The following is a 23,712-nucleotide window of genomic DNA, read 5'->3' as shown; positions in this document are numbered from 1 at the left end:
CGTGACAGGATCGGGGCATGGTGACAGCCCTGCTCTATCTGCTCGTCATGGCGTTCGTCGGCGCGATGCTGTTCCTCGCCGCCAGTGCGGTGTTCGGCCGTTCCGAGGAACTCGCGCCCCTGCCGCCCGGCACCACACTCACGGCCCTGCCCGCCGACGGTGTGACGGGCGCCGACGTGGAGGCGTTGCGATTCCAGCAGACACTGCGGGGGTACAAGGCGAGCGAGGTCGACTGGGCGCTGGCCCGGCTGGGTCGCGAAATCGATTCGCTGCGTGAACAATTGGCGGCGGTCGAGGCCGCGTCGAAAGATCCGGGTGACGCCCGGTGAGCGCCGGGGAGAGGGTGCGGTGCGCGTGGGCGGTCGACTCGGACGGGTCCAGCCTCTACCGCGACTACCACGACCTCGAGTGGGGTCGTCCACTGCACGGCCGCGACGAATTGTACGAACGGCTGTGCCTCGAAGCGTTCCAGTCCGGACTGTCGTGGATCACGATTCTCCGCAAGCGCGAGGCCTTCCGGGACGCGTTCGCCGGCTTCGATCCGGAGGCGGTCGCGCGATACACGGAACGGGACGTGGAGCGCCTGCTCGAGGACGCGTCGATCGTGCGGAACCGGGCCAAGATCGAGGCGTCGGTGAGCAACGCCCGGGCCCTGCTGGAGTTGCCGGACACCGACCTGGACACGCTGCTGTGGTCGTTCGCCCCGCCGCCGCGCCCGAGCCGTCCGGCCACCGTGAACGACGTCCCGGCCGTCACACCCGAGTCCACCGCGATGGCGAAGGAATTGAAGCGGCGAGGGTTCAAGTTTGTGGGTCCTACCACCGCTTATGCACTCATGCAGGCCACCGGGATGGTGGACGACCACGTCGCCGCCTGCTGGGTCCCGATCACTGCCTGAATTGCCGGTGAACCTGCGTATTCGTGACTCAGGTTCCCGGTACTCGTGTCCATAGGGAAGAATGGATGTCACAAGCCTCGCCGAGTGTTGGCGGGGTGCCAAAATTTGTCGAGGCGCAAGCAGGCAGCGCAGATCTGGAGGGAGCAGAGGATGGCGGCCATGAAGCCCCGGACCGGGGACGGTCCCCTCGAAGCAACCAAAGAGGGACGAGGAATCGTCATGCGGGTTCCGCTCGAGGGTGGTGGACGTCTGGTTGTCGAGCTCACCCCGGAGGAAGCTGCCGCACTCGGTGAAGAGCTCAAGGGCGTCACCAGTTAGTCGAGTGCGGAGAGAACCTCACAGGGCAGGCCCCGTCGCCGTTCTCGGTGCGGGGCCTGTTCCGTGTGCGGAACAGGGAGGCGAACGTTCGTGCTGGCCGATGTGACCGACCTGCTGGCCTGCCCACAGTGCCGGTCGCCGGTGGAACTCGACGAAGGCGCGATCCTGTGCGACGCAGGGCACACCTTCGACGTGGCGCGGCAGGGCTACGTCACCCTGATGACCGGGGCAGGCGGCAAGTTCGACGGTGACAGCCCCGAAATGATCGCCGCACGTGCGGACTTCCTCGGCGGCGGCAGCTTCGACCCGCTGATGGATGCCGTCGCCGACGCGGTGGTGGCGGGAACCGGGGCCGCCGACGACCCCCGGATCCTCGAGATCGGCGCGGGCACAGGCCACTACCTGGCGCGCGTCCTCGACGCCGCGCCCACGGGCCGGGGAATCGGGCTGGACGTGTCCAAGTACGCGGCCCGTCGTATCGCCAGGGCCCACCCGCGTGCGGGGGCGGTGGTTGCCGACGTGTGGCAACACCTTCCGGTGCGTGACCACGTCCTCAGTCACGTCCTCTGCGTGTTCGCGCCCCGCAACGCCGACGAGGCGCACCGGGTGCTGGCCGAGCGCGGCTCCCTGGTGGTCCTCACGCCCACGGAGCGGCACCTGGGGGAACTCGTGGACCTGCTCGGCATGGTCCGGGTGGACGACCGGAAGGTCGAGCGGCTGGGGGCCGCGATGTCCGGGCGGTTCGAGCGCACCGGCCACGTGGCGGTGGAGTACCCGATGTCGTTGTCGCACCTCGACGTGACCCGACTGGTGGGGATGGGGCCGTCGGCGCGGCACCTGACTCCCGAGCGGCTCGCCTCCTCGATCACTGCGCTGCCGCAGGAGTATCCGGTGACGGCGTCGGTGACGGTGTCCACCTACACCCGGCTCTGAGCGTCAGCGGCGCGACAGCGCGTCCTGGTAGACGTCGAGGGTCTGCTGCGCGATGGCCGCCCAGGAGAACTCGGCGATCGCCCGCGCCCGCCCGGCCTTGCCCATGGCCTCGGCGGTGCCGGCGTCGGCGGCGATCGCGTTGACCGACTCGGCGAGCGCCTGCTCGAACGCCTCCGGCTCGTACGAGTTGTAGTGCACCAGACGGCCGGTGACCCCGTCCTCCACCACCTCGGGGATGCCGCCGACGTCGGACGCCACGACCGCGGTCTCGCAGGCCATGGCCTCGAGGTTCACGATCCCCAGCGGCTCGTACACGGACGGGCACACGAAGACGGTTGCGGCCGACAGGATTTCCCGCACCTGTTCGGTGGGGAGCATTTCGCGCACCCAGAACACGTTGCCGCGGTGCGCCGCGAGGGCGGCGACGGCCTGCTCGGTCTCGGCGGCGATCTCGGGGGTGTCGGGGGCGCCTGCGCACAGCACCAGCTGGATCTCGGGCGCGAAGTGGTGTGCTGCGGCGATCAGATGACCGACGCCCTTCTGCCGGGTGATGCGGCCGACGAACGCCACCATCGGCTGGTCCGGGTCGACGCCGATCTTCGTCAGCGCGGACTGCCCGTGACCTGCCGGTCCCGCGTGCCAAACGGTCGTGTCGATCCCGTTGCGCACCACGTGGACCCGGTGCGGGTCGACGAACGGATACGCGTCGAGGACGTCGAGTCGCATGCCGGCGCTCACGGCGATCACCGCGTCCGCGTGCTCCACCGCGTTGCGCTCGGACCACGACGAGATGCGGTAGCCGCCGCCCAGCTGCTCCGCCTTCCACGGCCTGCGGGGCTCGAGGGAGTGGGCGGTGAGGATGTGCGGCACGTCGTACAGCGCGGACGCCAGATGGCCGGCGAGGCCGGTGTACCAGGTGTGCGAGTGCACGACGTCGGCGCCCGTCGCGGCGTCCGCCATACGCAGTTCGGCGGACAGCGTCGCAAGCGCCGGATTGGCCCCGGCCAGCGCGGGATCGGGGGTGTGCACGACCGCCCCGACGCGCGGAGCGCCCATACAGTGCACGTCCACCTCGCACAGCTGCTTCAACTGAGCAACCAGTTCGGTGACGTGTACACCCGCACCGCCATAGATCTCCGGTGGATATTCCTTGGTCATCATCGCCACCCGCACCGGCCTAACGTAACCGTCCGGGCCGCTTCGGGCCACCGCTCTCGGACACATTCGGGTATCGGAGAAATTGTGAGTCGGCGCTTCGCTGGCGGGGGGAGTGGCCGCCCGATAGGTTGACAGGGTGAGGAGCCAGCCACATGTGCTTGGAATCGTGCTCGCCGGCGGCGAGGGCAAACGTCTCTATCCGCTCACCGCGGATCGGGCGAAGCCCGCTGTGCCTTTCGGAGGCGCCTACCGGTTGATCGATTTCGTGCTCAGCAATTTGGTCAATGCGGGATACCTCCGCCTGTGTGTTCTGACGCAGTACAAGTCGCACTCGTTGGACCGCCACATCTCTCAGACGTGGCGACTGTCCGGGTTCGCGGGGGAATACATCACTCCCGTTCCCGCGCAGCAACGTCTGGGTCCGCGCTGGTACACCGGCAGCGCGGACGCGATCCTGCAGTCGCTGAACCTCGTCTACGACGAGGACCCCGAGTACATCGTCGTGTTCGGTGCCGACCACGTGTACCGGATGGACCCGGAGCAGATGGTGCAGCACCACATCGAGTCGGGCGCCGGGGTGACGGTGGCCGGGATCCGGGTGCCGCGCAGCGAGGCGTTCGCGTTCGGCTGTATCGACAGCGACGAGTCGGGCCGCATCGTGCAGTTCCTCGAGAAGCCGGCGCATCCGCCGGGAACCCCGGACGACCCCAACATGACGTTCGCGTCGATGGGTAACTATGTGTTCACCACCAAGGTGCTCGTCGACGCCATCCGGGCCGACTCCGAGAACTCCGATTCCGACCACGACATGGGCGGCGACATCATCCCTGCGCTCGTCGAGGCGGGCGAAGCGTCCGTGTACGACTTCAAGGACAACATCGTCCCCGGCGCCACCGACCGGGACCGGGGCTACTGGCGGGACGTGGGGACGCTCGACGCGTTCTACGACGCCCACATGGATCTCGTGTCGGTCCACCCCATCTTCAACCTCTACAACCGGCGCTGGCCGATCCGCGGCGAGACGGAGAACCTGGCGCCCGCCAAGTTCGTGCAGGGCGGCCTCGCGCAGGAGTCCGTGGTCGGGGCCGGGTGCATCCTCTCGGCGGCCACCGTGCGCAACTCCGTGCTCAGCTCCAACGTGATGGTCGACAGCGGCGCGACCGTGGAGGGCAGCGTCCTCATGCCGGGTGTGCGCATCGGCAAGGGCGCCGTCGTGCGCCGCGCGATCCTCGACAAGAACGTGGTCGTCGGCGACGGGGAGATCATCGGCGTCGACCTCGAGCGTGACAAACAGCGCTTCGCCGTGAGCAACGGTGGAGTCGTGGCCATCGGCAAGGGCGTCTGGATCTAGCGGGAGGGCCCCGGGAACGGGGCTCTCGGAGCCGGGGACGGCGTTCCGAGCCGGGGCGCGCCTCTCAGAGCTTGGACGCGCCTCTCAGAGCTTGGACGCGCAGAGCAGGCCGTCGCCGATCGGCAGCAACACCCGGATCAGCTTGTCGTCCTCGGCGAGCGCCTTGGCGGCCTCGCGGACGGCGACGGTCGCGGCGTCCCGCTGGCTCGGGTCGACGACCCGGCCGCCGTTCAGCGCGTTGTGCAGCACGATCGCGCCGCCCGGGCGCAGCAGCCGAACCCCTTCGCGGACGTAGTGCGGGTGGTCGACCGGCGCACAGTCGACGAACACCAGGTCGTACGCGCTGTCGGCGAGTCGCGGCAGGACGTCGAGCGCCCGGCCGTTGATCAGCCTCGTCCGCGCGGGTGCGATGTCGTTGGTCCGGAACGACAGCTTGGCGGCCCGCTGATGTTCGGGTTCACTGTCGATGGTGGTGAGGACGCCGTCCTCGCGCATGCCCCGGAGCAGCCACAGGCTGCTCACACCCGCGCCGGTGCCGACCTCGACCACCGTCTTGGCGTCCAGCATGCGGGCAAACAGGGCGAGCGCAGCACCGACCGCGGGAGGTACCGGTTCGGCACCGAGGTCGTCCGCCCGCTCCCTGGCCGCACCGAGGGCCTCGTCTTCACGGACAGCCCCTTCTGCGTGGGTGAGTATCCGTTCGGCGTTTGTCTGCACGCACATGAGGCTATCGGGGTCTCGTCATCGCCGCTGCGAGGCGCGCTCGACAACAATGCCCTGACCCGGCCCGGCGCGATTCTCAGGAATACCTCAGCTTGCTCACACCACACACATATCGGGGTGGGAAAGAGTAAGCGCAACGCCAGATCCGAAGACCGCCCGGCGGGGAGATCACGACGACGGAGGAAAGTCCGAGAGCCCGGGAACAAATTCCGGCTCCCGAGAGTTGACGCCTATACCACGTCCAGTGATCTGCGGTCCTGAGTAGGAGGATCCACTTAACTCGATGAGCAAACACGCGATGGCTCCAGACGAGAGAACCACCGACGAGCAGCTGTCGGACGCCGAGCTGACGGGCACCGCTGTGTTCGATGCCACAGGCGAGAAGTCCGCCATGCCGTCGTGGGACGAACTCGTCCGCGAGCACGGCGACCGGGTCTACCGGCTGGCCTACAGGCTGTCGGGCGACGCGCAGGACGCCGAGGACCTCACCCAGGACACGTTCATCCGGGTGTTCCGGTCCCTGTCCGACTACCAGCCCGGCACGTTCGAGGGCTGGTTGCACCGCATCACCACCAACCTCTTCCTCGACATGGTCCGCCGCCGGAACCGCATCCGTATGGAAGCGCTCCCCGAGGACTACGATCGGGTCCCGGCCGACGGGCCGAACCCCGAGGAGATCTACCACGACGCCCGCCTGGACGCCGATCTGCAGGCAGCGCTCGATTCGCTGGCCCCGGAGTTCCGCGCCGCGGTCGTGCTGTGTGACATCGAAGGACTGTCCTACGAGGAGATCGGTGCCACACTGGGTGTGAAGCTCGGAACCGTGCGCAGCCGCATCCACCGCGGCAGGCAGGCTCTGCGTGAGCATCTGGCTGTGAACGGAAAGGTTGACTCCGATCAGATCGGCGTCGGGTAGTTACCAGGAGGGACGAATGACGCAGGGGCGTGTACCTCGCCAGTTTGGCTCCACCGAACACTTGGCGAGTGAGGCGATCGCCGCCTTCGTCGACGGTGAACTCCGCATGTCCGCTTATCTGCGCGCCGCCCACCACCTGTCGATCTGCGCCGAGTGTGCGTTCGAGGTCGACTCCCAGCAGCAGGCGCGGCGTGCTCTGCGTCGCAGCGGTGACGTCGCGATGCCCTCGGGCCTGCTGGGTCTGTTGAGCCAGATCCCCAGCTGTAACCAGGGCGATCCCGCCGACAAGTCCCCGTTCGACTCCCACACCCCGGATTCGCCGGTCACGAGCGAGTACTCGATCACCAGCCGGATCTGGTCCCGGCGTTGGCGCCGTTGAGCGCAGCCGGACCGACGACGGCGGTGTCCGCGCCCGGCGGGGCATCGGTGATACTGGGGCGCGTGACTGACGCACACGAGGGGGACACGACAGCGTGACGGCGGATTACAAGACTCCGGGTTCCGATGCGACGGCGCCCGACGGTCCCGTGGCGGACGAGTCGAGCACGCTGCGTCCCGCGGACGCCCCACGGCTCGATCCGAGACCTGTCTACCGGCCGAAGATCGATGCGGCGTCCAGCCGCGCGTTCGGCCGACCGGGTGGCGTCACCGGTTCCTTCGCTCCGACGGATGCCCGGCGTGAGAGCGAACCCTCGATGAAGGTCGGTGCACCCGACCCCGTGCTGGCGGAGGCGTTCGGCCGCCCGGACGGCGAGGTCGACACCATTCAGCGCGATCCCCACCGCAAGCCCGCCGCCCCGGCAGCCGAGGCCCCGCCCGCCGACCCGTGGCGCGACCCCGCAGCGGGCGTCGAACTCGGCTCCCCGGCGCTGCACGCCACGGAACACTCCCGCCCGCCCGCCCCCGCCCTCAGCGCCCGCGAGGTCCTGTTCGGCGGCAAGGTGGCACCGAAGGCGCTCGCCGCGCTGGGCGGAATCGCGCTCGCGATCGGCCTGGTCGGTGGCCTGCTCGCCGCGGTGATCACCGCCGATCGCAGCTCGCTGACCAGCGACAGCGTCACCCTCGTCCAGGGCGGCGACGAGGACCTCGGCCAGTCGCCCGTCGCGCAGGTCGCGGACGCCGTCCTGCCCTCCGTCGTGTCCATTCAGGTGGCGGTCGGCGACCAGGGCAGCACCGGTTCGGGTGTCGTCATCGACGGCGCCGGCTACATCGTCACCAACAATCACGTCATCTCCGCCGCCGCCACCGCCCCCGACGGCGGCAAGATCCAGGTGATCTTCTCCGACGGGACGAAGGCCGACGCCCAGATCGTCGGCCGCGACATCAAGACCGACCTGGCCGTACTCAAGGTCTCCGCCGACAATCTGACGGTCGCGGAACTCGGGAAGTCCGGGGATGTGCAGGTCGGTGAGGACGTCGTCGCCGTCGGTTCGCCCCTCGGACTCAGCAAGACCGTCACCCGCGGCATCGTCAGTGCCCTGCACCGCCCGATGCGACTGTCCGGCGAGGGCTCCGACACGAACGCCGTCATCGACGCCGTCCAGACGGACGCCGCCATCAACCACGGCAACTCGGGCGGCGCGCTCGTCGACGACACGGGCCGGGTGATCGGCATCAACACCGCGATGCTCAGCGAATCCGGTGGCTCGGTGGGCCTCGGCTTCGCGATTCCCATCGACGACGTCACCACGGTCGCTCAAGCCCTCATCCGGGACGGGCAGATGCATCACCCGGACATCGGCGTCAACGCCCGCACCGTCGTCAACGACAACACCAGCGGCGCCCAGGTGGCCAACGTCCGCTCGGACAGCCCGGCCGCGCGGGCGGGCATCGTCGAGAACGACGTCATCGTCAAGGTCGGCGACCGCACGGTCACCAGCGCCGACGAGTTGGTGGTCGCCGTCAACCTGCAGAAGATCGGTGAGCCCGTCCGGGTTCAGCTGATCCGCGAGGGCCGGCTCGTCGACGTCGACGTGACCCCGGCCTCCGACTGACTCGAGAGGTTGCTGTGAAAGCGCTCCGCCACCTGGGCATGCACCCACACCGCACAGTAGGCTGACCACGTGTTCGGCAACATTGGTTGGGGCGAGTTCATGGTCCTCCTCGTCGCGGCTCTGGTCATCTTGGGACCCGAGCGGCTTCCGGGTGCGGTCAGCTGGGTTACGAAGTCACTGAGGCAGGTCCGGGAGTATGCGAGCGGCGCCAGCCAGCAACTCAAGGACGAACTCGGCCCGGAGTTCGAGGATCTGCGCAAACCGCTGGCGGATCTCAATCAGCTCCGCGGAATGACGCCGCGTGCCGTCATCACCAAACATCTTCTCGACGGTGACGATTCGATTCTCACCGGCAACTTCGACAAGCCGAGTTCGGTGTCGTTCGACAAGTCGAACGCGGGAACGAAGGCCGTCAGCGCCGATCCGTCGGCGCCCACCGCTCCGCAGAACAAGCCGCTCGCGGCGGGCGAGCGCCCCCCGATCGACCTCGACGCAACCTAGGCCCTCCGGGCTCGTGCGCCTTTGTGGTCGCTGGAACAACCGGAAAGGCGCACGAGCGCGGAGCGCCTACAGGTGCCGGGTGGTGTCGATCCCCAGCGACATTCCGGCGAGCCCGCGCTTGCGGACGGCCAGCTTGTCGGCGATGTCGCGGAGTGCCGTCGCGGCCGGTGAATCCGGCTGGCCGAGGACGATGGGAACGCCGCCGTCGCCGCCCTCCCGGACCGCCTGTTCGAGCGGGATCTGGCCCAGCAGCGGCACCTTCGCGCCTACGGCCTTCGTGAGGCGGTCGGCGACGGCCTGACCGCCGCCGGAACCGAAGATGTCCATCCGGCTGCCGTCGGGCATGTCCATCCAGGACATGTTCTCGACGACGCCGACGATGCGCTGACGGGTCTGCAGGGCGATCGCGCCGGCGCGTTCGGCCACCTCGGCCGCGGCCTGCTGCGGGGTGGTGACGACGAGGATCTCCGCGCCGGGGATCAGTTGCGCGACGGAGATGGCGACGTCGCCGGTGCCCGGCGGCAGATCGAGCAGCAGAACGTCGAGGTCGCCCCAGAAGACGTCGGCGAGGAATTGCTGCAGCGCGCGGTGCAGCATCGGTCCACGCCACACCACCGGGGTGTTGCCCTGGGTGAACTGGGCGATGGAGATCATCTTCACGTCGTGCGCGACGGGCGGCATGATCATGCGTTCGACCTGCGTGGGCTTGGCGTCGGTGCCGAGCATGCGGGGAACGGAGTGCCCGTAGATGTCGGCGTCGAGCACACCCACCGACAGGCCGCGGGCGGCCAGTGCGGCGGCCAGGTTGACCGTGACGCTGGATTTGCCGACGCCGCCCTTGCCGGATGCGACCGCGTAGACGCGGGTGAGGGAACCGGGCTGGGCGAACGGGATGACGGGCTCGGCCGAGTCTCCGCGCAGCGACTTGCGGAGTTCGGTGCGCTGCTCGTCGCTCATCACGTCGAGTTCGACGCGGATCGCACCGACGCCGGGGACGTCCGCGACGGCCTTGGTGACGCGGTCGCTGATCTCGGTCCGCATCGGACAGCCCGCGGTGGTCAGGTAGATCGCGATGTCGACGCTGTCGTCGGCCGCGATGTCGATGCTCTTGACCATCCCGAGTTCGGTGATCGGTTTCCGGATCTCGGGATCCTGGACGCGCGCCAGGGCGCTACGTACAGCGGACTCGCTCAGGACTGCCATGACTCAATGGTAAGGATGTGCGCTCAGTGGATGCGCGGCAGGTCCGCGGCCGTCGGGATGATCCCGCTGGAGTAGCCGGCGGACCATGCGAGGACGTTGGCCACGTAGGCGGCGGAGTTGTTGTACCGGTGCACGGCCTTGGCCGCCTGGATCGGATCCTTGACGTTCAATCCGCCGTCGCACAAATACTTTCCGGTGGTCAGCGCGGAGTCGAAGACGTTCTGCGGGTCGGCGACGCCGTCGCCGTTTCCGTCGCCGGCGTAGTGATTCCAGGTCTCGGGCAGGAACTGGGTGGGGCCCACGGCGCGGTCGTAGGTGGTGTCGCCGTCCAGCTTGCCGCCGTCGGTGTCGCGAATGACGGCGTTGCCGCCGAGGCTGCCGTCGAGGACTGGGCCGAGGACGGGATTGAGCATGTTGCCCTTGTCGTCGGTCTTGCCGTCGTAGGCGTGGGTGGACTCGACGCGGCCGATTCCGGCGATCAGCGTCCAGTACATGCCGCAACCGGGCTGCTCGACCGCGAGAATCCGTTCGGCGTTCTGGTAGGCCGCGACGTTGACGGCGGGGATGCCGAGCGCGCCCTGCGCGATGCTCGTCGGGAGGGGCGGGGTGGCCTGGACGGGTGCGAGTGCCGGCGCAGCGGGTGCTGCCTCGACCGCGGGTGCGGACTCGGCGGCGGTCTCGGCCACGGGGGTGACGGCTTCTGTGGCCTCGGGTGCGGTGGCGGTCGCCTCCTGGGCGACGTCGGCGACCTCCGACGAGGAACTTGTGGACAGGAACGGGACCTTGGGTGCGGCGCCGGCCGTGTTGGCTGCGGTGATCAGTCCGATGGGGACGAGTCCGGTAAGCGCGATGACCGAATTGCGGCGGATATGGGAGTCCGTCTTCTTGTTGTGCCGACCCACTCGATTGCCTCCTGCGACCCCCGTCTTGGGGTGTTCCGTTCAACTGACCGGATCGAGGCTACCTGATTCGATATCTTTCCGTTATTCAACCGTGATCAAACGGTCTTGTGTTGCAGGGTTCCGTTACGCGATGCGCACGTGAGCGAGGGTAACGAACACGGCAAGGTCACGCCAGGGCGCCGCGTGGTCGGGATGTCGACGCGGGGGCCGGTCGCCCGGACTACGACCGGCGACCCGCACACGTCACCGCGCGCCCTGCGAGATGGCAGGGCGCGCGGCGGAGGCGGGGGTGATTACCGGGGAGCGGTGACAGCCGGAGCGGTGGCCGGGGGCGCAACCGGAGCGGGGACGCCCGGGTCGGGCACGGCGGCCGCCGGAGCCGAAGGATCGGCGGGCGGGCAGAAGAGCAGACAGGGCAGTTGCGGCAGCGGCGGGAGTCCGGGAATCGGCGGGGCCGGAGCAGGCGTAGTGGGGGCGGCGGCACCGTCCGTCGAAGGCAGCGGGGTGGTCGCGAGATCGCGGGGGAGGTCCGCTTCGGCCGCGGCCGCGGCGGCGTCGGCGACCCGTCCGGGCGACGGCGAGGCCGACTCCGACAACTGGCCCGGCGTCGGCGTTCCCCCGTTCCTGTACGCGTTCGACCAGGTGATGACGTTGGCGGCGTATGCGGCCGAGTTGTTGTAGCGCAGGACGGCGCGGGTCTCCTGGAGCGGATCGCGGAGGTCGAGACCGCCCGAGCAGAGGTACCGGGCGGCCGCCAGCGTCGCGTCGAACACGTTGTTGGGATCGGCCACGCCGTCGGCGTTGCCGTCCGACGCGTACTTGGCCCACGTGGACGGAATGAACTGCATCGGTCCGACGGCGCGATCGTGCCCGGGGTCGCCGTCCGTGGCGCCGCGGTCGGTGTCGCGGATGATCTCGTTGCCCGCCAGCCTGCCGTCGAGAACCGGACCCAGGATCGGGGTGATCGTGGTGCCCACCGAGTCGGTCCGGCCGCCGCCGGCGTGCCCCGATTCGATGCGGCCGATACCGGCCAGCAGGTGCCACGGCAGACCGCACTTCGGGGACTCCGCCATCATCTCGAGTTCCGCGGACCGGTACGCGTTGAGCACGATTTCCGGGATGCCCAGAGCGCTCAAAATCACCGGTGCGGCGATGAGCCCGGTGCCGGACGGCGACGCCGAAGATGCGGGAGATGTGGGATTTGTCACGGCGGGAGCCGGGGCGGGCGGCGGCGGCGCGGCCCGCTGCGACCGCGCGATCCGCGGTGTGGGCGCCACGATTCCCGCGGGCGGGAGGTACGCGGCCGGGGGAGTGGCTCCCGGCGTGACCGACGACGCCGCGAGGGCTGTCGCCGCACCGGTGGACGAGTAGACGGTGGTGCTCGCGGTTGCGCCGCTGATCGCGGAACCGCCGGTCGAGGACCCGAGGGTGGCGACTGCGCCCACGGTCAGGGCAGTCACCGTCAACAGTCCACGTATCCGCACTCGATCACCCCCTGCGGTGCTCTTCGTCTGTGCACACCGCATACATCCGAGAAGATGTGACTGACGTTACATATCCGTGATTGGCCGTGCCGGAGTTTGGGGGGATTTCGCCGGCCTCATTTCCGCCGGGGGCGCGTGTCTTCCTCGTCGGCCAGCAGCGTCTTGATCTCGTCGAGTTCGCGCCGCAGGTAATCGCGGGTGGCCACCTCGCCGATCGCGATGCGCAGCGCGGCCAGTTCCCGGGCGAGGAACTCGGTGTCCGCCTTCGTCTGCTCGGCGCGGGAGCGGTCCTCCTCGAGGGAGACGCGGTCGCGGTTCTCCTGGCGGTTCTGCGCCAGCAGGATCAGCGGCGCCGCGTAGGCGGCCTGGGTGGAGAACGCCAGGTTGAGGAGGATGAACGGGTACGGATCCCACTGCAGGCCGACGGCGAAGACGTTGATGACGATCCACACGATCACGATCACCGTCTGGATCATCAGGTAGCGGCCCGTGCCGAGGAACCGGGCGAAGTTCTCGCTGGCCCGTCCGACGGCCTCCACGTCGTACGTGACCCGGAAACGCCGGGTGCCGCGGGGGGTGTCGAGTCGCTGCCGGTCCGACAGGCTCCGAGCAGCCGCGCTGGGGGACTTCTCGCTCATACGTCGATCTCCTCTTCACGCCAGTCCTCGGGGAGGAGATGGTCCAGGACGTCGTCGACGGTGACCGCGCCGATCAGGTGATCCTCGTCGTCGACCACGGGCCCGCACACCAGGTTGTAGGTCGCGAAGTAGCGGGTCACCGACGTCAGGGAATCCTCGGGCGCGAGCCGCGGCATGTCGGTGTCGAGCAGCCCGCCGACGAGGCTGGCGGGCGGTTCGCGCAGCAGTTTCTGCAGGTGCACGCATCCCAGGTAGCGGCCGGTCGGCGTCGCGGTCGGTGGACGGACGACGAACACCATGCTCGCGAGGGCGGGGGTCACGTCCGAGATCCGGGCGCGGGCCAGGGCCTCGGCGACCGTCGTCGACGCGGTGAGGACCACCGGCTCCGGTGTCATGAGACCGCCCGCGGTGTCGGGTGAGTGCTCGAGCAGGCGGCGGACCGGCTCGGAGTCCTGTGGATCCATCAGCTGCAGCAGCGATTCGGCCTCGGTTTCGGGAAGCTCACCGAGGAGGTCCGCGGCGTCGTCGGGATCCATGGCCTCGAGGACGTCGGCGGCCCGCTCCACCTCGAGGTGCATGAGCAGATCCGTCTGGTCGTCGGCGGGCAGTTCCTGGACGACGTCGGCGAGGCGCTCGTCGTCGAGTGCGAGCGCGAGTTCGTGGCGGCGCTTCTCCGGCAGGAGGCGCATCGCGTTCGCGACGTCGGCGGCCCGCATCCCCTCGAACTGGGTGAGCAGGGCCGAGACGCCCTGGCCGGGCATCGCCAGGTCGGTCTGCGTGAGTCCCTGCACGTGCTGCCACCCGACGACGTGCATGGCGGCCCGACGGCCGAGCCTGCCGCGGTGCCCGCGCACCGCGACCTTCGACACCACCCAGTCCCGGGTACGGGTCTGCTCGATGCCCAGGTCGACGACGATGATGTCGGCGTCCCGCAGTTCCTCGAGTTCCGGGTCGTCCACGCGCACGTGGGAATCCGCCACCTGGGCGAGGGCCAGGACCTCGCCGGGCCGCTGCTGGAATCGGCGGAGACTGACGTTGCCCGTCGTGAGGGTCACCGAGCTGGGTTCGATGGCGGTGACGCGGAGCATCGGGACGAAGATGCGTTTGCGCGTGAACAATTCGATGACGAGCCCGAGCACGCGCGGCTGCTGCCTGCCGACGCGGGCGGTGATCACCACGTCCCGGACGCGGCCGATCGACTCCCCGTCGGGGCCGAGCACCACCAGGCCGGCCAGCCTGGCTGCAAAAACCTTGTTCGCAGCTGCCATGATTGCCAGGCTAGATCCTTGTACAGAGATACAGGGAATCGAACACCTGCGAAAGTGGAGGATCGTCCGTCATGAGTTCCGTCTACAGGCCACGGCGATCTGTTCTCGCCGTTCCGGGCAGCAGCCGCAAGATGATCGACAAGGCGAAGGGGCTGCCCGCCGACGAGATCTTCCTCGATCTCGAGGACGCGGTGGCGCCGCTCGCCAAGCAGGAAGCCCGCGGCACCATCGGCGACGCGCTCGCGGAGGACGGGTGGGGCGAGCAGATCAAGGTGGTCCGGGTCAACGACTGGACCACGGAGTGGACGTACGCCGACGTCGTCGAGGTCGTGGGGCGGGCGGGTGCCCACCTCGACGCGATTCTGCTGCCGAAAGTGCCGGACGCCAGCCATGTTCAGGCCCTGGACCTGCTGCTGACGCAGGTGGAGAAGGCGAACGGGCTCGAGGTCGGCCGGATCGGCATCGAACCGCAGATCGAGAACGCGATCGGGCTCACCAACATCAACGCCATCGCGACGGCCAGCCCGCGCGTGCAGACCCTGGTGTTCGGTCCCGCCGATTTCATGGCGAGCATCAACATGCGCACGCTGGTCGTGGGGGAGCAGCCGGACGGCTACGACCGCGGCGACGCCTACCACCACATCCTGATGACCATCCTGATGGCGGCCCGCGCGCACGGCGTGCAGGCCATCGACGGTCCCTACCTCCAGATCCGCGACGTGGAGGCGTTCCGGCGGTCGGCGCAGCGCACGGCCGCGCTCGGCTTCGACGGCAAGTGGGTGCTGCATCCCACGCAGATCGAGGCGGCGAACGACGTGTTCAGCCCCCGCCAGGACGATTACGACCGGGCCGAACTGATCCTGGACGCCTACGAGTTCCACACGTCCGCCGCGGGCGGCGGTCGCGGTGCCGTGATGCTCGGCGACGAGATGATCGACGAGGCGAGTCGCAAGATGGCGCTCGTGATCTCCGCCAAGGGGCGCGCCGCGGGTATGAAACGGACCACCGAGTTCGTGCGGCCCGACGCGAAGTAGTCCCGGCAGGCAGAATGGTTCTCACAGGACCGATCCTGCGGTAACCACACGAGGAGACCAGCTGACGATGACGAATCCACTCGGACAGTCCAACGGGGCGCGGCGCGGGGCTCTGCCGGAACCCCCCACGGGCTGGCCCATCGGTTCGTATCCCACCTACGCGGAGGCGCAGCGCGCCGTCGACTACCTCTCCGATCAGGAATTCTCGGTGGAGGACGTCACCATCGTGGGGGTCAACCTCATGCAGGTGGAGCGGGTGCTGGGCCGCCTCACCTGGGCGAAAGTGATTGGCGGGGGCATCGTTTCGGGCGCGTGGCTCGGCGTGTTCTTCGGTCTGCTGCTGGGCATCGTCACGGGCGGTTTCCTGGCGCCGCTCGTCGTCGGCATCGTCGGCGGCATCATCTTCGGACTGATCTCCACGACGATCCCGTACGCGGCGACGCGGGGGACCCGGGACTTCGCGTCGACGATGCAGCTGGTCGCCGGGCGGTACGACGTGCTGTGCGAGCCGAAGTCGGCGGAGACGGCCAGGGACATGCTGGCCAAGCTGGCGCTCTGATCGGCGCGAACACGTCGAGCGGCGGGTTGCGGTCGGGTCACGGATTGCGTCCTATTCGCGACGTTCGCCGTGATTTCGCCCGGTTGGCCGGCGATGTCGGATAGGTTTACGGCGCAATGCGTGGGCCCCGGCCCTCGCCGAAACCGTGACCTGTCGGTGGAGCGCGTGTTCCGGCAGGAACCAATGTGCGGGCCCGCGTGCCCAGCCGTACCGCGACTGGATCCGTGAGGGCCGCTCGAGGAGGCGGCTGTGCTGCACCGCACCAAGCCCGGACGCTCGCTGAAGTGGGGACTGATCGGTGCGGCCGCCGTCCTCACCGTTCCCCTGCTGGCCGCGTGCGGGTCGTCCGAAGACGGCATCGTCCTCAGCTTCTACACCGCCGCCGACGGTGCCGAACAGTACGCGGAGGCCGCGGCCGACTGCACGGCCGCGGCCGGCGGCCGGTACTCCATCGAGCAACGCACGCTGCCGAAGGGCGCTGACGATCAACGCCTCCAGCTGGCCCGCCGGCTCACCGGCAACGACACGTCGCTCGACATCATGACGCTCGACGTGGTGTGGACGGCCGAGTTCGCCGAGGCGGGGTGGGCGCTACCGCTCCCACCCGGCATCGCCGCCGAGGTCACCGAGGGCACGCTCGAAGGCCCCCTCGAATCGGCCAAGTGGCAGGACCAGCTGTACGCCGCACCGCTGAATACCAACACCCAGTTGCTCTGGTACCGCAAGGACCTCATGCCGGACGGGCAGCCGCCGCAGACGTGGGATCAGATGATCGACATCGCGGAAGGCCTCGCCGCGGAGGGCCGCCCCAGCTGGATCGGGGTGCAGGGCAAGCAGTACGAGGGCCTGATGGTGTGGTTCAACACTCTGCTCGCGAGTGCGGGCGGGTCCGTCGTCGCCGACGACGGGACCACCGTGACGGTCGCGGACGGTGACGCCGCCCTGCAGGCGCTCGAGGTCATGAAGCGGGTCGCCACCGCGAAGGGTGCCGACCCGTCGGTTTCCCAGGGCGACGAGGCGTCGTCCCGGCTCGGGATGGAGAGCGGAAAGGCTGCGTTCGAGGTCAATTGGCCGTTCGTGTTGCCGGGCATGATCGAGAACGCAGAGAAGGGGGACCTCCCGTTCATCGACGACAAGGGCAACCCGACGTCCGCGGACACGGGTAACACGGTGCTCACGGTCGACGGTCAGCAGAATTTCCTGCCTGCGCCGTACCCGTCGGTGATCCCCGGCAGGCCCGCCGAGGTGACGATCGGCGGATTCAACGTCGCGGTCGCGAAGACGAGTCAGCACCCGGATCTGGCGTTCGAAGCGGTGTCGTGCCTGCGGAACGAGGAGAACCAGCGCAACAATGCCGTCAAGGGCGGTGTGCCGCCGACGCTGGCGAATCTGTACGACGATCCGGCGTTCCAGGAGGCGTACCCCGCGTGGCGTGAGGTGCGGGAGAGCCTCGACACCGCGTCCGTCCGCCCGGTGTCACCGGCGTACCAGAGCATTTCGACCCTGATCACCGCCACGCTGAATCCGGTCGGTGACATCGACCCGCCGCGGACCGTCGACGAACTCGCCGAACAGGTCCGCAAGGCGGTCAACTCGGAAGGGCTGATCCCGTGACGACCGAAACCGTGCAGGCGGACCGCGCCGAGGAGCCGAAAGCCGCGTCCAAGGGCCAGATCTCGGAAGGAAAGAAAGCCGAACGCCGGCTCGGGCTGTGGTTGGTGGCCCCCGCCGCGATCCTCATGATCGCGGTGACGGCCTATCCCGTCGTGTACGCGGTGTGGTTGAGCCTGCAGCGCTACGACCTCCGGTTCCCCGACGAACGCAAGTTCGTCGGCCTCGCCAACTACGTGTCGGTGCTGACGGACGGGTACTGGTGGCAGGCGTTCTGGGTGACGGTGGGCATCACCGTCGTGTCGGTGGTGATCGAGTTCGTCCTGGGCCTGATCCTGGCGCTCGTGATGCACCGGACGCTGGTGGGGAAGGGTCTCGTCCGGACGGTGGTGCTGATTCCGTACGGCATCGTCACCGTCGCCGCCGCGTACAGCTGGTACTACGCGTGGACGCCGGGAACCGGGTATCTCGCAAATCTGCTGCCCGACGGCAGCGCCCCGCTGACGGAGCAGATCCCGTCGCTCGCGATCATCGTGCTCGCCGAGGTGTGGAAGACGACGCCGTTCATGGCGCTGCTGCTGCTCGCCGGGCTCGCTCTCGTTCCCGACGACCTCCTCAAGGCCGCGCAGGTCGACGGCGCCGGGGCGTGGACGCGGCTGGTGCGGATCATCCTGCCGCTGATGAAACCCGCGATCCTCGTGGCGCTGCTGTTCCGCACCCTCGACGCGTTCCGGATCTTCGACAACATCTACGTTCTCACCAAGGGCGCCAACGACACCGGGTCACTGTCGATCCTCGGCTACGACAACCTGTTCAAGGCATTCAACCTCGGTATCGGCTCGGCGATCAGCGTCCTCATCTTCCTGTGCGTCGCGCTGCTCGCATTCGTGTTCATCAAGCTCTTCGGCGCGTCTGCTCCCGGGTCCGACACGGAAGGAAACCGATAACCATGGCCGTCGTCGACACCCCTCGCCGCAAGTTCAGCTGGTCCGCGGTCAACCTGCTGGTCCTGCTGTACGCGCTGGTCCCGGTGCTGTGGATCGCCAGCCTGTCGTTCAAACCCGCGGGAACGATCAAGGACGGCAAGTTCATTCCGCAGAAGTGGACCCTCGACAACTACCGCGGCATCTTCGAGACCAACGCGTTCACCAGCGCGCTGATCAACTCCATCGGCATCGGTCTCATCTCCACGGTGATCGCCGTCGTCATCGGCACCATGGCCGCCTACGCCATTGCCCGCCTCGACTTCCCTGGCAAGAAACTGCTGGTCGGGGTGGCGCTGCTGATCGCGATGTTCCCCCAGATCTCCCTCGTGAGCCCGCTGTTCGACATCGAGCGCAGGCTCGGGCTGTTCGACACCTGGGCCGGCCTGATCCTGCCGTACATCACGTTCGCGCTCCCGCTGGCCATCTACACGCTGTCGGCCTTCTTCAAGGAGATCCCGTGGGAGTTGGAGAAGGCGGCCAAGATGGACGGCGCCACCCCGGCGCAGGCGTTCCGGAAGGTGGTGGCACCGCTTGCGGCGCCGGGCATCGTGACCGCCGCGATCCTGGTGTTCATCTTCTGCTGGAACGATCTGCTGTTCGCGATCTCGCTGACCTCGACGGAACGGTCCATCACCGCGCCTGCCGCGATCGCGAACTTCACCGGTGCCTCCCAGTTCGAGGAGCCGACCGGTTCGATCGCCGCAGCCGCGATGGTGATCACGATCCCGATCATCATCTTCGTGCTGTTCTTCCAACGACGCATCGTGGCCGGCCTGACCTCCGGCGCCGTGAAGGGATAAGTGCTGTGGCCGAAATCGTGCTCGACAAGGTGACGAAGTTGTACCCGGACGGCGCCAAGGCGGTGAGCGACGTCGACATCACGATCGCCGACGGTGAATTCATCATCCTGGTCGGACCGTCCGGTTGCGGAAAGTCGACCACTCTCAACATGATCGCCGGGCTGGAGGACATCTCGTCCGGTGAGCTGCGGATCGCGGGGGAGCGGGTCAACGAGAAGGCGCCGAAGGACCGCGACATCGCCATGGTGTTCCAGTCGTACGCGCTGTACCCGCACATGACGGTGCGGCAGAACATCGCGTTCCCGCTCACCCTGGCGAAGATGTCGAAGTCGGACATCGCAGCGAAGGTGGACGACGCTGCCAAGATCCTCGACCTCACGCAGCACCTCGACCGCAAACCCGCCAATCTGTCGGGCGGTCAGCGGCAGCGCGTCGCGATGGGCCGGGCGATCGTCCGCAGCCCCAAGGCGTTCCTGATGGACGAGCCGCTGTCGAATCTCGACGCCAAGCTCCGCGTCCAGATGCGCACCGAGATCGCCCGGCTGCAACAGCGACTCGGCACCACCACGGTCTACGTCACGCACGATCAGACCGAGGCGATGACGCTCGGCGACCGGGTAGTGGTGCTGCGCGGCGGGGTGGTCCAGCAGATCGGGGCGCCGCAGGAGTTGTACGACCACCCGAACAACCTGTTCGTCGCGGGATTCATCGGCTCGCCGTCGATGAACTTCTTCCCGGGACAGCTGACCGCCGATGGGGTGTCGACGCCGCTCGGCGAGTTCACGCTGCCCCCGGAGACCCGCGACAAGGTCGCGTCGTCGAATTCGGCGAAGGACGTCGTGGTCGGGATCCGTCCCGAGCACTTCGAGGACGTGGCGCTCGTCGACGTGGGACAGCGGGAGTCCGGTGCCACGTTCACGGCCAACGTCGAGGTGCTCGAGTCGATGGGCTCGGACAAGTACGCCTATTTCACGGCCGAGGGGCCGCAGGTGAACTCCCGGGAACTCGAGGAACTCGCCGCCGACTCGGGTACCGCGGTCGCGGGGGGCGGGCAGCTGGTGGCCCGGTTGTCGGCCGAATCGTCCGCGGTGCACGGCAGCCCGGTGGAGCTGTGGTTCGACCGGGCGAAGATCGCCCTGTTCGATCAGAACTCGGGGGCGAACCTCACCCGCTGACCGGGGTGGTGCGTTCACCCGGACGGCTGGTGTTCGCTCCGCCGAGACCGCCGACCGTGCCCCACTCGGCGGCGAGGGCGGTCGCGTGGACCTCGTCCTCCTCCTCGTCGGACGGGGTGCGGGTGGTGCGGGTGATCCCGAAGTACGGCAGCAGTCCGGCGAGGGCTGCGGCGGCCGCACCGACGACGAACGCGATCACGTACGCCGATTCGGTCGGGACGTCGGTCCCGGGGATGGTGATCCCGGCGAGCAGGGTCGCGAGGAGTGCACTGGCGATCGAGCTGCCCACAGACCGGGCGATGGAGTTGATGCTGTTCGCGACGCCGGTCTCGTCCTGCCGTACCTCGGCCACGAGCAGCGAGGGCAGGGACGCGTAGGCGAGGCTGATGTACGTGTTGATCAGCACGAGCGCCGCAATGACTTCCCACGTGCGGTCGTGGGCGAAGATGAACACGACGAAACCGCCGACCCCGACGACGCTTGCGGCGATCAGGACGGCGCGGGAACCGAAGCGGTGGATCAGTCTTCCGCTCGCAATCGACGCCAGGACGCCGCTGATCGCGCCCGGCAGCAGATACACGGTGCTGGCAGCGAGGACGGTGGCGCCGAAGCCGTACCCGGCGACCGCGCGCGGCGTCTGGACGAAGTACGAGCTGCCCAGGAACATCACGAACATCGACATGCCGACCACCAGGGCGGACAAGTGGGTGACCAGGACGGGCGGGTTGGTCAGCAGCCGGGGCGCGACGAGCGGGTCGGTGGTCCGGCGTTCGTAGAGGAACCAGCCGATCAGAACCAGGATTCCGGCGACTCCGCTGACGATCGTGACGGGAGACGTCCAGCCCCAGGTGCCGCCCTCGGCGAGCGGGAGCAGGACGAGGACCAGGCCGGCGGCGAGACCGACGGCGCCGATCCAGTCGATGGAACCCGTGCCTGTGCGCGGACGGCGGGGAATGGCGATCCAGGCGAGCAGGAGTCCCGCCGCGGTGATGGCCGAGGACAGCCAGAAGACGCGGTGGAAGTCGGCGCCGTCGGAGACCAGCACACCGGTCAGGACGATGCCGAAGCATCCGCCGAAACCGAGGGTGCCGGAGAAGATCCCCATCGCCCCGGTCAGTTTCTCGGCCGGAAGTTCGTCACGTAGCACTGCGATGCCGATGGGGAACAGTGCGAACGACACACCCTGAAGTACCCGGGCGAAGATCAGCACCCCCACCGACGTCGACACCGCACCGATCAGCGACCCCAGCAGCACCACGACGAGCACCCCGAGCAGGACCGGCCGTTTGCCGCGGAGGTCGGCAAGGCGGCCGAGGACGGGTGTCGCGGTCGCCGCCGCGAGAAGGTTCGCGGTGAGCAGCCAGCCGACGGCGGTGGGGCCGACGTCGAGTTGCGCGCCGATGGTCCCGACGATCGGTACCACCAGTGTCTGCAGAACGGCGACAATCATCACGACGAAGCACATGACGGGCAGGAGAGCCCTGGCGGCGGTTGTCGATCCGGCGGCCATGGGGTCCTCCTGCAGGGGTCGGTGAACGGGCGTAAACCAATACGGTACTGGGGCTAACTAACGAAGGGGTGCACGGTGGGGTCTGAACGCATGTCGAATCGAGCGCTGGGCCGGGCGACGCTGGCCAGGCAATCGCTGCTGAGTCGTTCGGACCTGTCCGCGCTCGACATGATCGAGCACCTCTGCGGACTGCAGGCCCAGGCGCCGGCCCCGCCGTACTTCGCGCTGTGGGCGCGGCTCCGACGGTTCCGCGCCGACAATCTGTCGGATCTCGTCGAGAACCGCGCGGTGGTGCGGATCGTCGCGATGCGCGGGACGGTGTTCGCGCTGTCCGCGTCGGACGCCCTCTCGTTCCGTCCGCTGGCGCAACCACTGCTCGACCGGGACCTCCACACCAACACGCAGCACCGGTCGAGTCTCGACGGGATCGACCTCGACGCCCTTGCGGCCGCGGGACGCGACCTGGTGCGCGACGAACCCCGCACCCAGTCGCAGATGCGGCCGCTGCTCGAGCAGCGGTTCCCCGGCCGCGACGGTGCCGCCCTCGCCCACGGAGTGCGGGGACTGGTCCCGATGGTCCAGGTACCGCCGCGCGGGCTGTGGGGCAGGTCGGGGCAACCGGCGCTGGCGACCCTGGAGTCGTGGGTGGGCCGCCCACTGTCCGCCGCGCCGTCCATCGACACGATGCTGCTCCGCTACCTCGCCGCGTTCGGCCCCGCGAGTGCGCGCGACGCCCAGGCCTGGTCGGGGCTGACCCGGCTCGGTGAGGTGCTGGACCGGCTGCGGCCCCGGCTCCGGGTGTTCGCGGGGGAGTCGGGGCCGGAACTGTTCGACCTTCCCGACGCGCCCCGGCCGGACCCGAACACCCCCGCCCCTGTCCGCATCCTCGCGCCGTTCGACAACGTGCTGCTCTCGCACGCGGACCGCGGGCGCCTCGTCGACGACGACGTGCGGAAGAAGATCTTCACGCAGAACGGCATCGTCAAACCCGCCGTCCTCGTGAACGGCCGGGTCGCTGCGTTCACCACGACGGTGGTCGAGAAGTCCCGTGCGGTTCTCGAGGTGGAGCCACTGGCGACCATCGCGAAGACGCACCGAACCGCGATCGAGGCGGAGGGCAGGCGACTGCTGAAGTTCGCGCACCCCGAGGCGACCGACCGCGTCGTGCGGTTCACCGGATCAATCAGAGGAGGTTTGGCCCTTTCGGGCCGGGAGGAAGCTGATTCTGTATTGCGCGATGGCGCGTAGCGGGGTCGGTTTCTTTCGTGGGTTCTGGTCGTTTTTGGTTGGTGATGTACTCGGCGATGGTGGCGAGTGGGGCTCCGCCTGCGGAGGCGGCGAAGTAGGACGGTGACCAGAAGTGGTTGCCCCACAGGTATTTCTGGATGTGGTCGGGGAACTCTTGGCGCAGGTATCGTGCGGAGACGCCCTCGAGGCTATTGACCAGGGTGGAGAGTTGCACGGTGGGTAGTGGATCAATAGGTGGACGTGGTCGGTTTTTCCGGTGAACGCGGTCGACGTCGCGCCGAACTTGTCACACACCTCTGCCATCATCTCGGTGACATAGACCAAAGAGTATCCGCAGGGAAAGGCGCGGGGTGTGAAGCGGATCGTTGTCGTGAAGCTGGCTCCGACCCCGGAGCAGTATGTGGCGCTGACATCGACACTGGAGTTGTGCAATGCGGGGGCGAACATGGTTGCGCAGCTCGCGCACACCGCCGCTGATCGACGCCCGTTCGCGCTGCAAAAG

24 protein-coding genes and 1 pseudogene are annotated in these 23,712 nt (G+C 68.4%); 16 read left to right on the top strand and 9 right to left on the bottom strand.

The window, feature by feature from the left end; genetic code table 11:
• Nucleotides 1-17 precede the first annotated feature (17 nt).
• From CA951_RS08390 to CA951_RS08375, 4 genes are all read left to right on the top strand, one after another.
• Nucleotides 18-329, top strand: coding sequence for a DivIVA domain-containing protein (locus tag CA951_RS08390; RefSeq protein ID WP_087556419.1), 312 nt, complete (start codon nucleotides 18-20; stop codon nucleotides 327-329).
• Nucleotides 326-898 (top strand): DNA-3-methyladenine glycosylase I, encoded by a 573-nt coding sequence (locus tag CA951_RS08385; RefSeq protein ID WP_087556418.1) that lies wholly within the window; start codon nucleotides 326-328, stop codon nucleotides 896-898. Before CA951_RS08390 ends, CA951_RS08385 begins: the two co-directional genes overlap by 4 nt.
• A 150-nt stretch (nucleotides 899-1,048) precedes the next feature.
• Nucleotides 1,049-1,216, top strand: coding sequence for a DUF3117 domain-containing protein (locus tag CA951_RS08380; protein ID WP_003936084.1), 168 nt, complete (start codon nucleotides 1,049-1,051; stop codon nucleotides 1,214-1,216).
• 90 nt (nucleotides 1,217-1,306) lie between these two features.
• Nucleotides 1,307-2,149: a putative RNA methyltransferase gene (locus CA951_RS08375; RefSeq protein ID WP_087556417.1), complete on the top strand. Its 843-nt coding sequence runs from the start codon at nucleotides 1,307-1,309 to the stop codon at nucleotides 2,147-2,149.
• Nucleotides 2,150-2,152: 3 nt separating this feature from the next.
• Here the strand turns inward: CA951_RS08375 and glgA are convergent, their stop codons facing one another.
• A complete protein-coding gene (gene glgA / locus CA951_RS08370) occupies nucleotides 2,153-3,322 on the bottom strand; it encodes a glycogen synthase (RefSeq protein WP_087556416.1) in 1,170 nt (389 codons plus the stop codon).
• A gap of 121 nt (nucleotides 3,323-3,443) precedes the next feature.
• On the opposite strand from glgA, the gene glgC reads away from it, so the two are divergent.
• On the top strand, nucleotides 3,444-4,658 hold the full coding sequence (glgC, locus tag CA951_RS08365; RefSeq protein WP_005239253.1) for a glucose-1-phosphate adenylyltransferase: 1,215 nt from the start codon (nucleotides 3,444-3,446) through the stop codon (nucleotides 4,656-4,658).
• A gap of 84 nt (nucleotides 4,659-4,742) precedes the next feature.
• On the opposite strand, the gene CA951_RS08360 is transcribed toward glgC, so the two are convergent.
• On the bottom strand, nucleotides 4,743-5,381 hold the full coding sequence (locus CA951_RS08360; RefSeq protein WP_087556415.1) for an O-methyltransferase: 639 nt from the start codon (nucleotides 5,379-5,381) through the stop codon (nucleotides 4,743-4,745).
• Between the two features lie 283 nt (nucleotides 5,382-5,664).
• Between CA951_RS08360 and sigE the strand changes: the two genes are divergently transcribed.
• From sigE to tatB, 4 genes are all read left to right on the top strand, one after another.
• Nucleotides 5,665-6,297 carry an RNA polymerase sigma factor SigE gene (sigE, locus tag CA951_RS08355; protein WP_087556414.1) on the top strand — a complete coding sequence of 211 codons (633 nt, stop codon included), beginning with the start codon at nucleotides 5,665-5,667 and terminating at the stop codon, nucleotides 6,295-6,297.
• Between the two features lie 16 nt (nucleotides 6,298-6,313).
• Complete coding sequence (locus tag CA951_RS08350; protein WP_015889772.1) at nucleotides 6,314-6,676, top strand: DNA-directed RNA polymerase sigma-70 factor; 363 nt, start codon at nucleotides 6,314-6,316, stop codon at nucleotides 6,674-6,676.
• 94 nt (nucleotides 6,677-6,770) lie between these two features.
• Nucleotides 6,771-8,291 (top strand): S1C family serine protease, encoded by a 1,521-nt coding sequence (locus CA951_RS08345; RefSeq protein ID WP_087556413.1) that lies wholly within the window; start codon nucleotides 6,771-6,773, stop codon nucleotides 8,289-8,291.
• A gap of 69 nt (nucleotides 8,292-8,360) precedes the next feature.
• Nucleotides 8,361-8,792 (top strand): Sec-independent protein translocase protein TatB, encoded by a 432-nt coding sequence (gene tatB, locus CA951_RS08340; RefSeq protein WP_087556412.1) that lies wholly within the window; start codon nucleotides 8,361-8,363, stop codon nucleotides 8,790-8,792.
• Nucleotides 8,793-8,858: 66 nt separating this feature from the next.
• Here tatB and CA951_RS08335 read toward each other — a convergent pair whose 3' ends face one another.
• From CA951_RS08335 to CA951_RS08315, 5 genes are all read right to left on the bottom strand, one after another.
• Nucleotides 8,859-9,995 carry an Mrp/NBP35 family ATP-binding protein gene (locus CA951_RS08335; RefSeq protein WP_087556411.1) on the bottom strand — a complete coding sequence of 379 codons (1,137 nt, stop codon included), beginning with the start codon at nucleotides 9,993-9,995 and terminating at the stop codon, nucleotides 8,859-8,861.
• A gap of 23 nt (nucleotides 9,996-10,018) precedes the next feature.
• Nucleotides 10,019-10,897 carry a lytic transglycosylase domain-containing protein gene (locus CA951_RS08330; protein WP_087556410.1) on the bottom strand — a complete coding sequence of 293 codons (879 nt, stop codon included), beginning with the start codon at nucleotides 10,895-10,897 and terminating at the stop codon, nucleotides 10,019-10,021.
• A 293-nt stretch (nucleotides 10,898-11,190) separates the two neighbouring features.
• Nucleotides 11,191-12,381, bottom strand: coding sequence for a lytic transglycosylase domain-containing protein (locus tag CA951_RS08325; protein ID WP_087556409.1), 1,191 nt, complete (start codon nucleotides 12,379-12,381; stop codon nucleotides 11,191-11,193).
• Nucleotides 12,382-12,497: 116 nt separating this feature from the next.
• Nucleotides 12,498-13,019: a DUF1003 domain-containing protein gene (locus tag CA951_RS08320; RefSeq protein WP_087556408.1), complete on the bottom strand. Its 522-nt coding sequence runs from the start codon at nucleotides 13,017-13,019 to the stop codon at nucleotides 12,498-12,500.
• Nucleotides 13,016-14,287 carry a magnesium transporter MgtE N-terminal domain-containing protein gene (locus CA951_RS08315; RefSeq protein WP_087556407.1) on the bottom strand — a complete coding sequence of 424 codons (1,272 nt, stop codon included), beginning with the start codon at nucleotides 14,285-14,287 and terminating at the stop codon, nucleotides 13,016-13,018. Before CA951_RS08315 ends, CA951_RS08320 begins: the two co-directional genes overlap by 4 nt.
• A 71-nt stretch (nucleotides 14,288-14,358) precedes the next feature.
• Between CA951_RS08315 and CA951_RS08310 the strand changes: the two genes are divergently transcribed.
• The 6 genes from CA951_RS08310 to CA951_RS08285 all read left to right on the top strand — a co-directional run bounded on the left by CA951_RS08310 (nucleotide 14,359) and on the right by CA951_RS08285 (nucleotide 20,452).
• Complete coding sequence (locus tag CA951_RS08310; protein ID WP_087556406.1) at nucleotides 14,359-15,321, top strand: CoA ester lyase; 963 nt, start codon at nucleotides 14,359-14,361, stop codon at nucleotides 15,319-15,321.
• 67 nt (nucleotides 15,322-15,388) lie between these two features.
• Nucleotides 15,389-15,880, top strand: coding sequence for a general stress protein (locus CA951_RS08305; protein WP_015889781.1), 492 nt, complete (start codon nucleotides 15,389-15,391; stop codon nucleotides 15,878-15,880).
• Between the two features lie 249 nt (nucleotides 15,881-16,129).
• Nucleotides 16,130-17,494, top strand: coding sequence for an ABC transporter substrate-binding protein (locus CA951_RS08300; RefSeq protein ID WP_179220148.1), 1,365 nt, complete (start codon nucleotides 16,130-16,132; stop codon nucleotides 17,492-17,494).
• Complete coding sequence (locus CA951_RS08295; RefSeq protein WP_087556405.1) at nucleotides 17,491-18,438, top strand: carbohydrate ABC transporter permease; 948 nt, start codon at nucleotides 17,491-17,493, stop codon at nucleotides 18,436-18,438. Before CA951_RS08300 ends, CA951_RS08295 begins: the two co-directional genes overlap by 4 nt.
• Nucleotides 18,439-18,440: 2 nt before the next feature.
• Nucleotides 18,441-19,277, top strand: coding sequence for a carbohydrate ABC transporter permease (locus CA951_RS08290; RefSeq protein WP_087556404.1), 837 nt, complete (start codon nucleotides 18,441-18,443; stop codon nucleotides 19,275-19,277).
• A gap of 5 nt (nucleotides 19,278-19,282) precedes the next feature.
• Complete coding sequence (locus tag CA951_RS08285) at nucleotides 19,283-20,452, top strand: ABC transporter ATP-binding protein (protein ID WP_087556403.1); 1,170 nt, start codon at nucleotides 19,283-19,285, stop codon at nucleotides 20,450-20,452.
• On the opposite strand, the gene CA951_RS08280 is transcribed toward CA951_RS08285, so the two are convergent.
• Entirely contained in the window at nucleotides 20,442-21,962 is a 1,521-nt protein-coding gene (locus CA951_RS08280) for an MFS transporter (RefSeq protein WP_087556402.1), read from the bottom strand. The genes CA951_RS08285 and CA951_RS08280 overlap by 11 nt on opposite strands.
• Before the next feature lie 90 nt (nucleotides 21,963-22,052).
• Between CA951_RS08280 and CA951_RS08275 the strand changes: the two genes are divergently transcribed.
• Nucleotides 22,053-23,210 (top strand): winged helix DNA-binding domain-containing protein, encoded by a 1,158-nt coding sequence (locus CA951_RS08275; RefSeq protein ID WP_256973427.1) that lies wholly within the window; start codon nucleotides 22,053-22,055, stop codon nucleotides 23,208-23,210.
• Here CA951_RS08275 and tnpA read toward each other — a convergent pair.
• Nucleotides 23,146-23,513 (bottom strand): annotated as a pseudogene (tnpA, locus tag CA951_RS45070) (IS200/IS605 family transposase). The gene CA951_RS08275 and the pseudogene tnpA overlap by 65 nt on opposite strands.
• Nucleotides 23,514-23,712 lie beyond the last annotated feature (199 nt).

Source organism: Rhodococcus sp. NCIMB 12038 (genome assembly GCF_002165735.1).
In the GTDB taxonomy this organism is placed as follows: domain Bacteria; phylum Actinomycetota; class Actinomycetes; order Mycobacteriales; family Mycobacteriaceae; genus Rhodococcus_F.
Note: the sequence above shows the minus strand (reverse complement) of the source record. Positions and strands in the feature narration are given on the sequence as shown.

Coding starts and splice junctions, on each gene's coding strand:
- CA951_RS08390 (WP_087556419.1), top strand. CDS start 18: ATGGTGACAGCCCTGCTCTATCTGCTCGTCATGGCGTTCGTCGGCGCG.
- CA951_RS08380 (WP_003936084.1), top strand. CDS start 1,049: ATGGCGGCCATGAAGCCCCGGACCGGGGACGGTCCCCTCGAAGCAACC.
- CA951_RS08360 (WP_087556415.1), bottom strand. CDS start 5,381: ATGTGCGTGCAGACAAACGCCGAACGGATACTCACCCACGCAGAAGGG.
- sigE (WP_087556414.1), top strand. CDS start 5,665: ATGAGCAAACACGCGATGGCTCCAGACGAGAGAACCACCGACGAGCAG.
- CA951_RS08350 (WP_015889772.1), top strand. CDS start 6,314: ATGACGCAGGGGCGTGTACCTCGCCAGTTTGGCTCCACCGAACACTTG.
- CA951_RS08335 (WP_087556411.1), bottom strand. CDS start 9,995: ATGGCAGTCCTGAGCGAGTCCGCTGTACGTAGCGCCCTGGCGCGCGTC.
- CA951_RS08320 (WP_087556408.1), bottom strand. CDS start 13,019: ATGAGCGAGAAGTCCCCCAGCGCGGCTGCTCGGAGCCTGTCGGACCGG.
- CA951_RS08315 (WP_087556407.1), bottom strand. CDS start 14,287: ATGGCAGCTGCGAACAAGGTTTTTGCAGCCAGGCTGGCCGGCCTGGTG.
- CA951_RS08310 (WP_087556406.1), top strand. CDS start 14,359: ATGAGTTCCGTCTACAGGCCACGGCGATCTGTTCTCGCCGTTCCGGGC.
- CA951_RS08305 (WP_015889781.1), top strand. CDS start 15,389: ATGACGAATCCACTCGGACAGTCCAACGGGGCGCGGCGCGGGGCTCTG.
- CA951_RS08290 (WP_087556404.1), top strand. CDS start 18,441: ATGGCCGTCGTCGACACCCCTCGCCGCAAGTTCAGCTGGTCCGCGGTC.
- CA951_RS08280 (WP_087556402.1), bottom strand. CDS start 21,962: ATGGCCGCCGGATCGACAACCGCCGCCAGGGCTCTCCTGCCCGTCATG.
- CA951_RS08275 (WP_256973427.1), top strand. CDS start 22,053: ATGTCGAATCGAGCGCTGGGCCGGGCGACGCTGGCCAGGCAATCGCTG.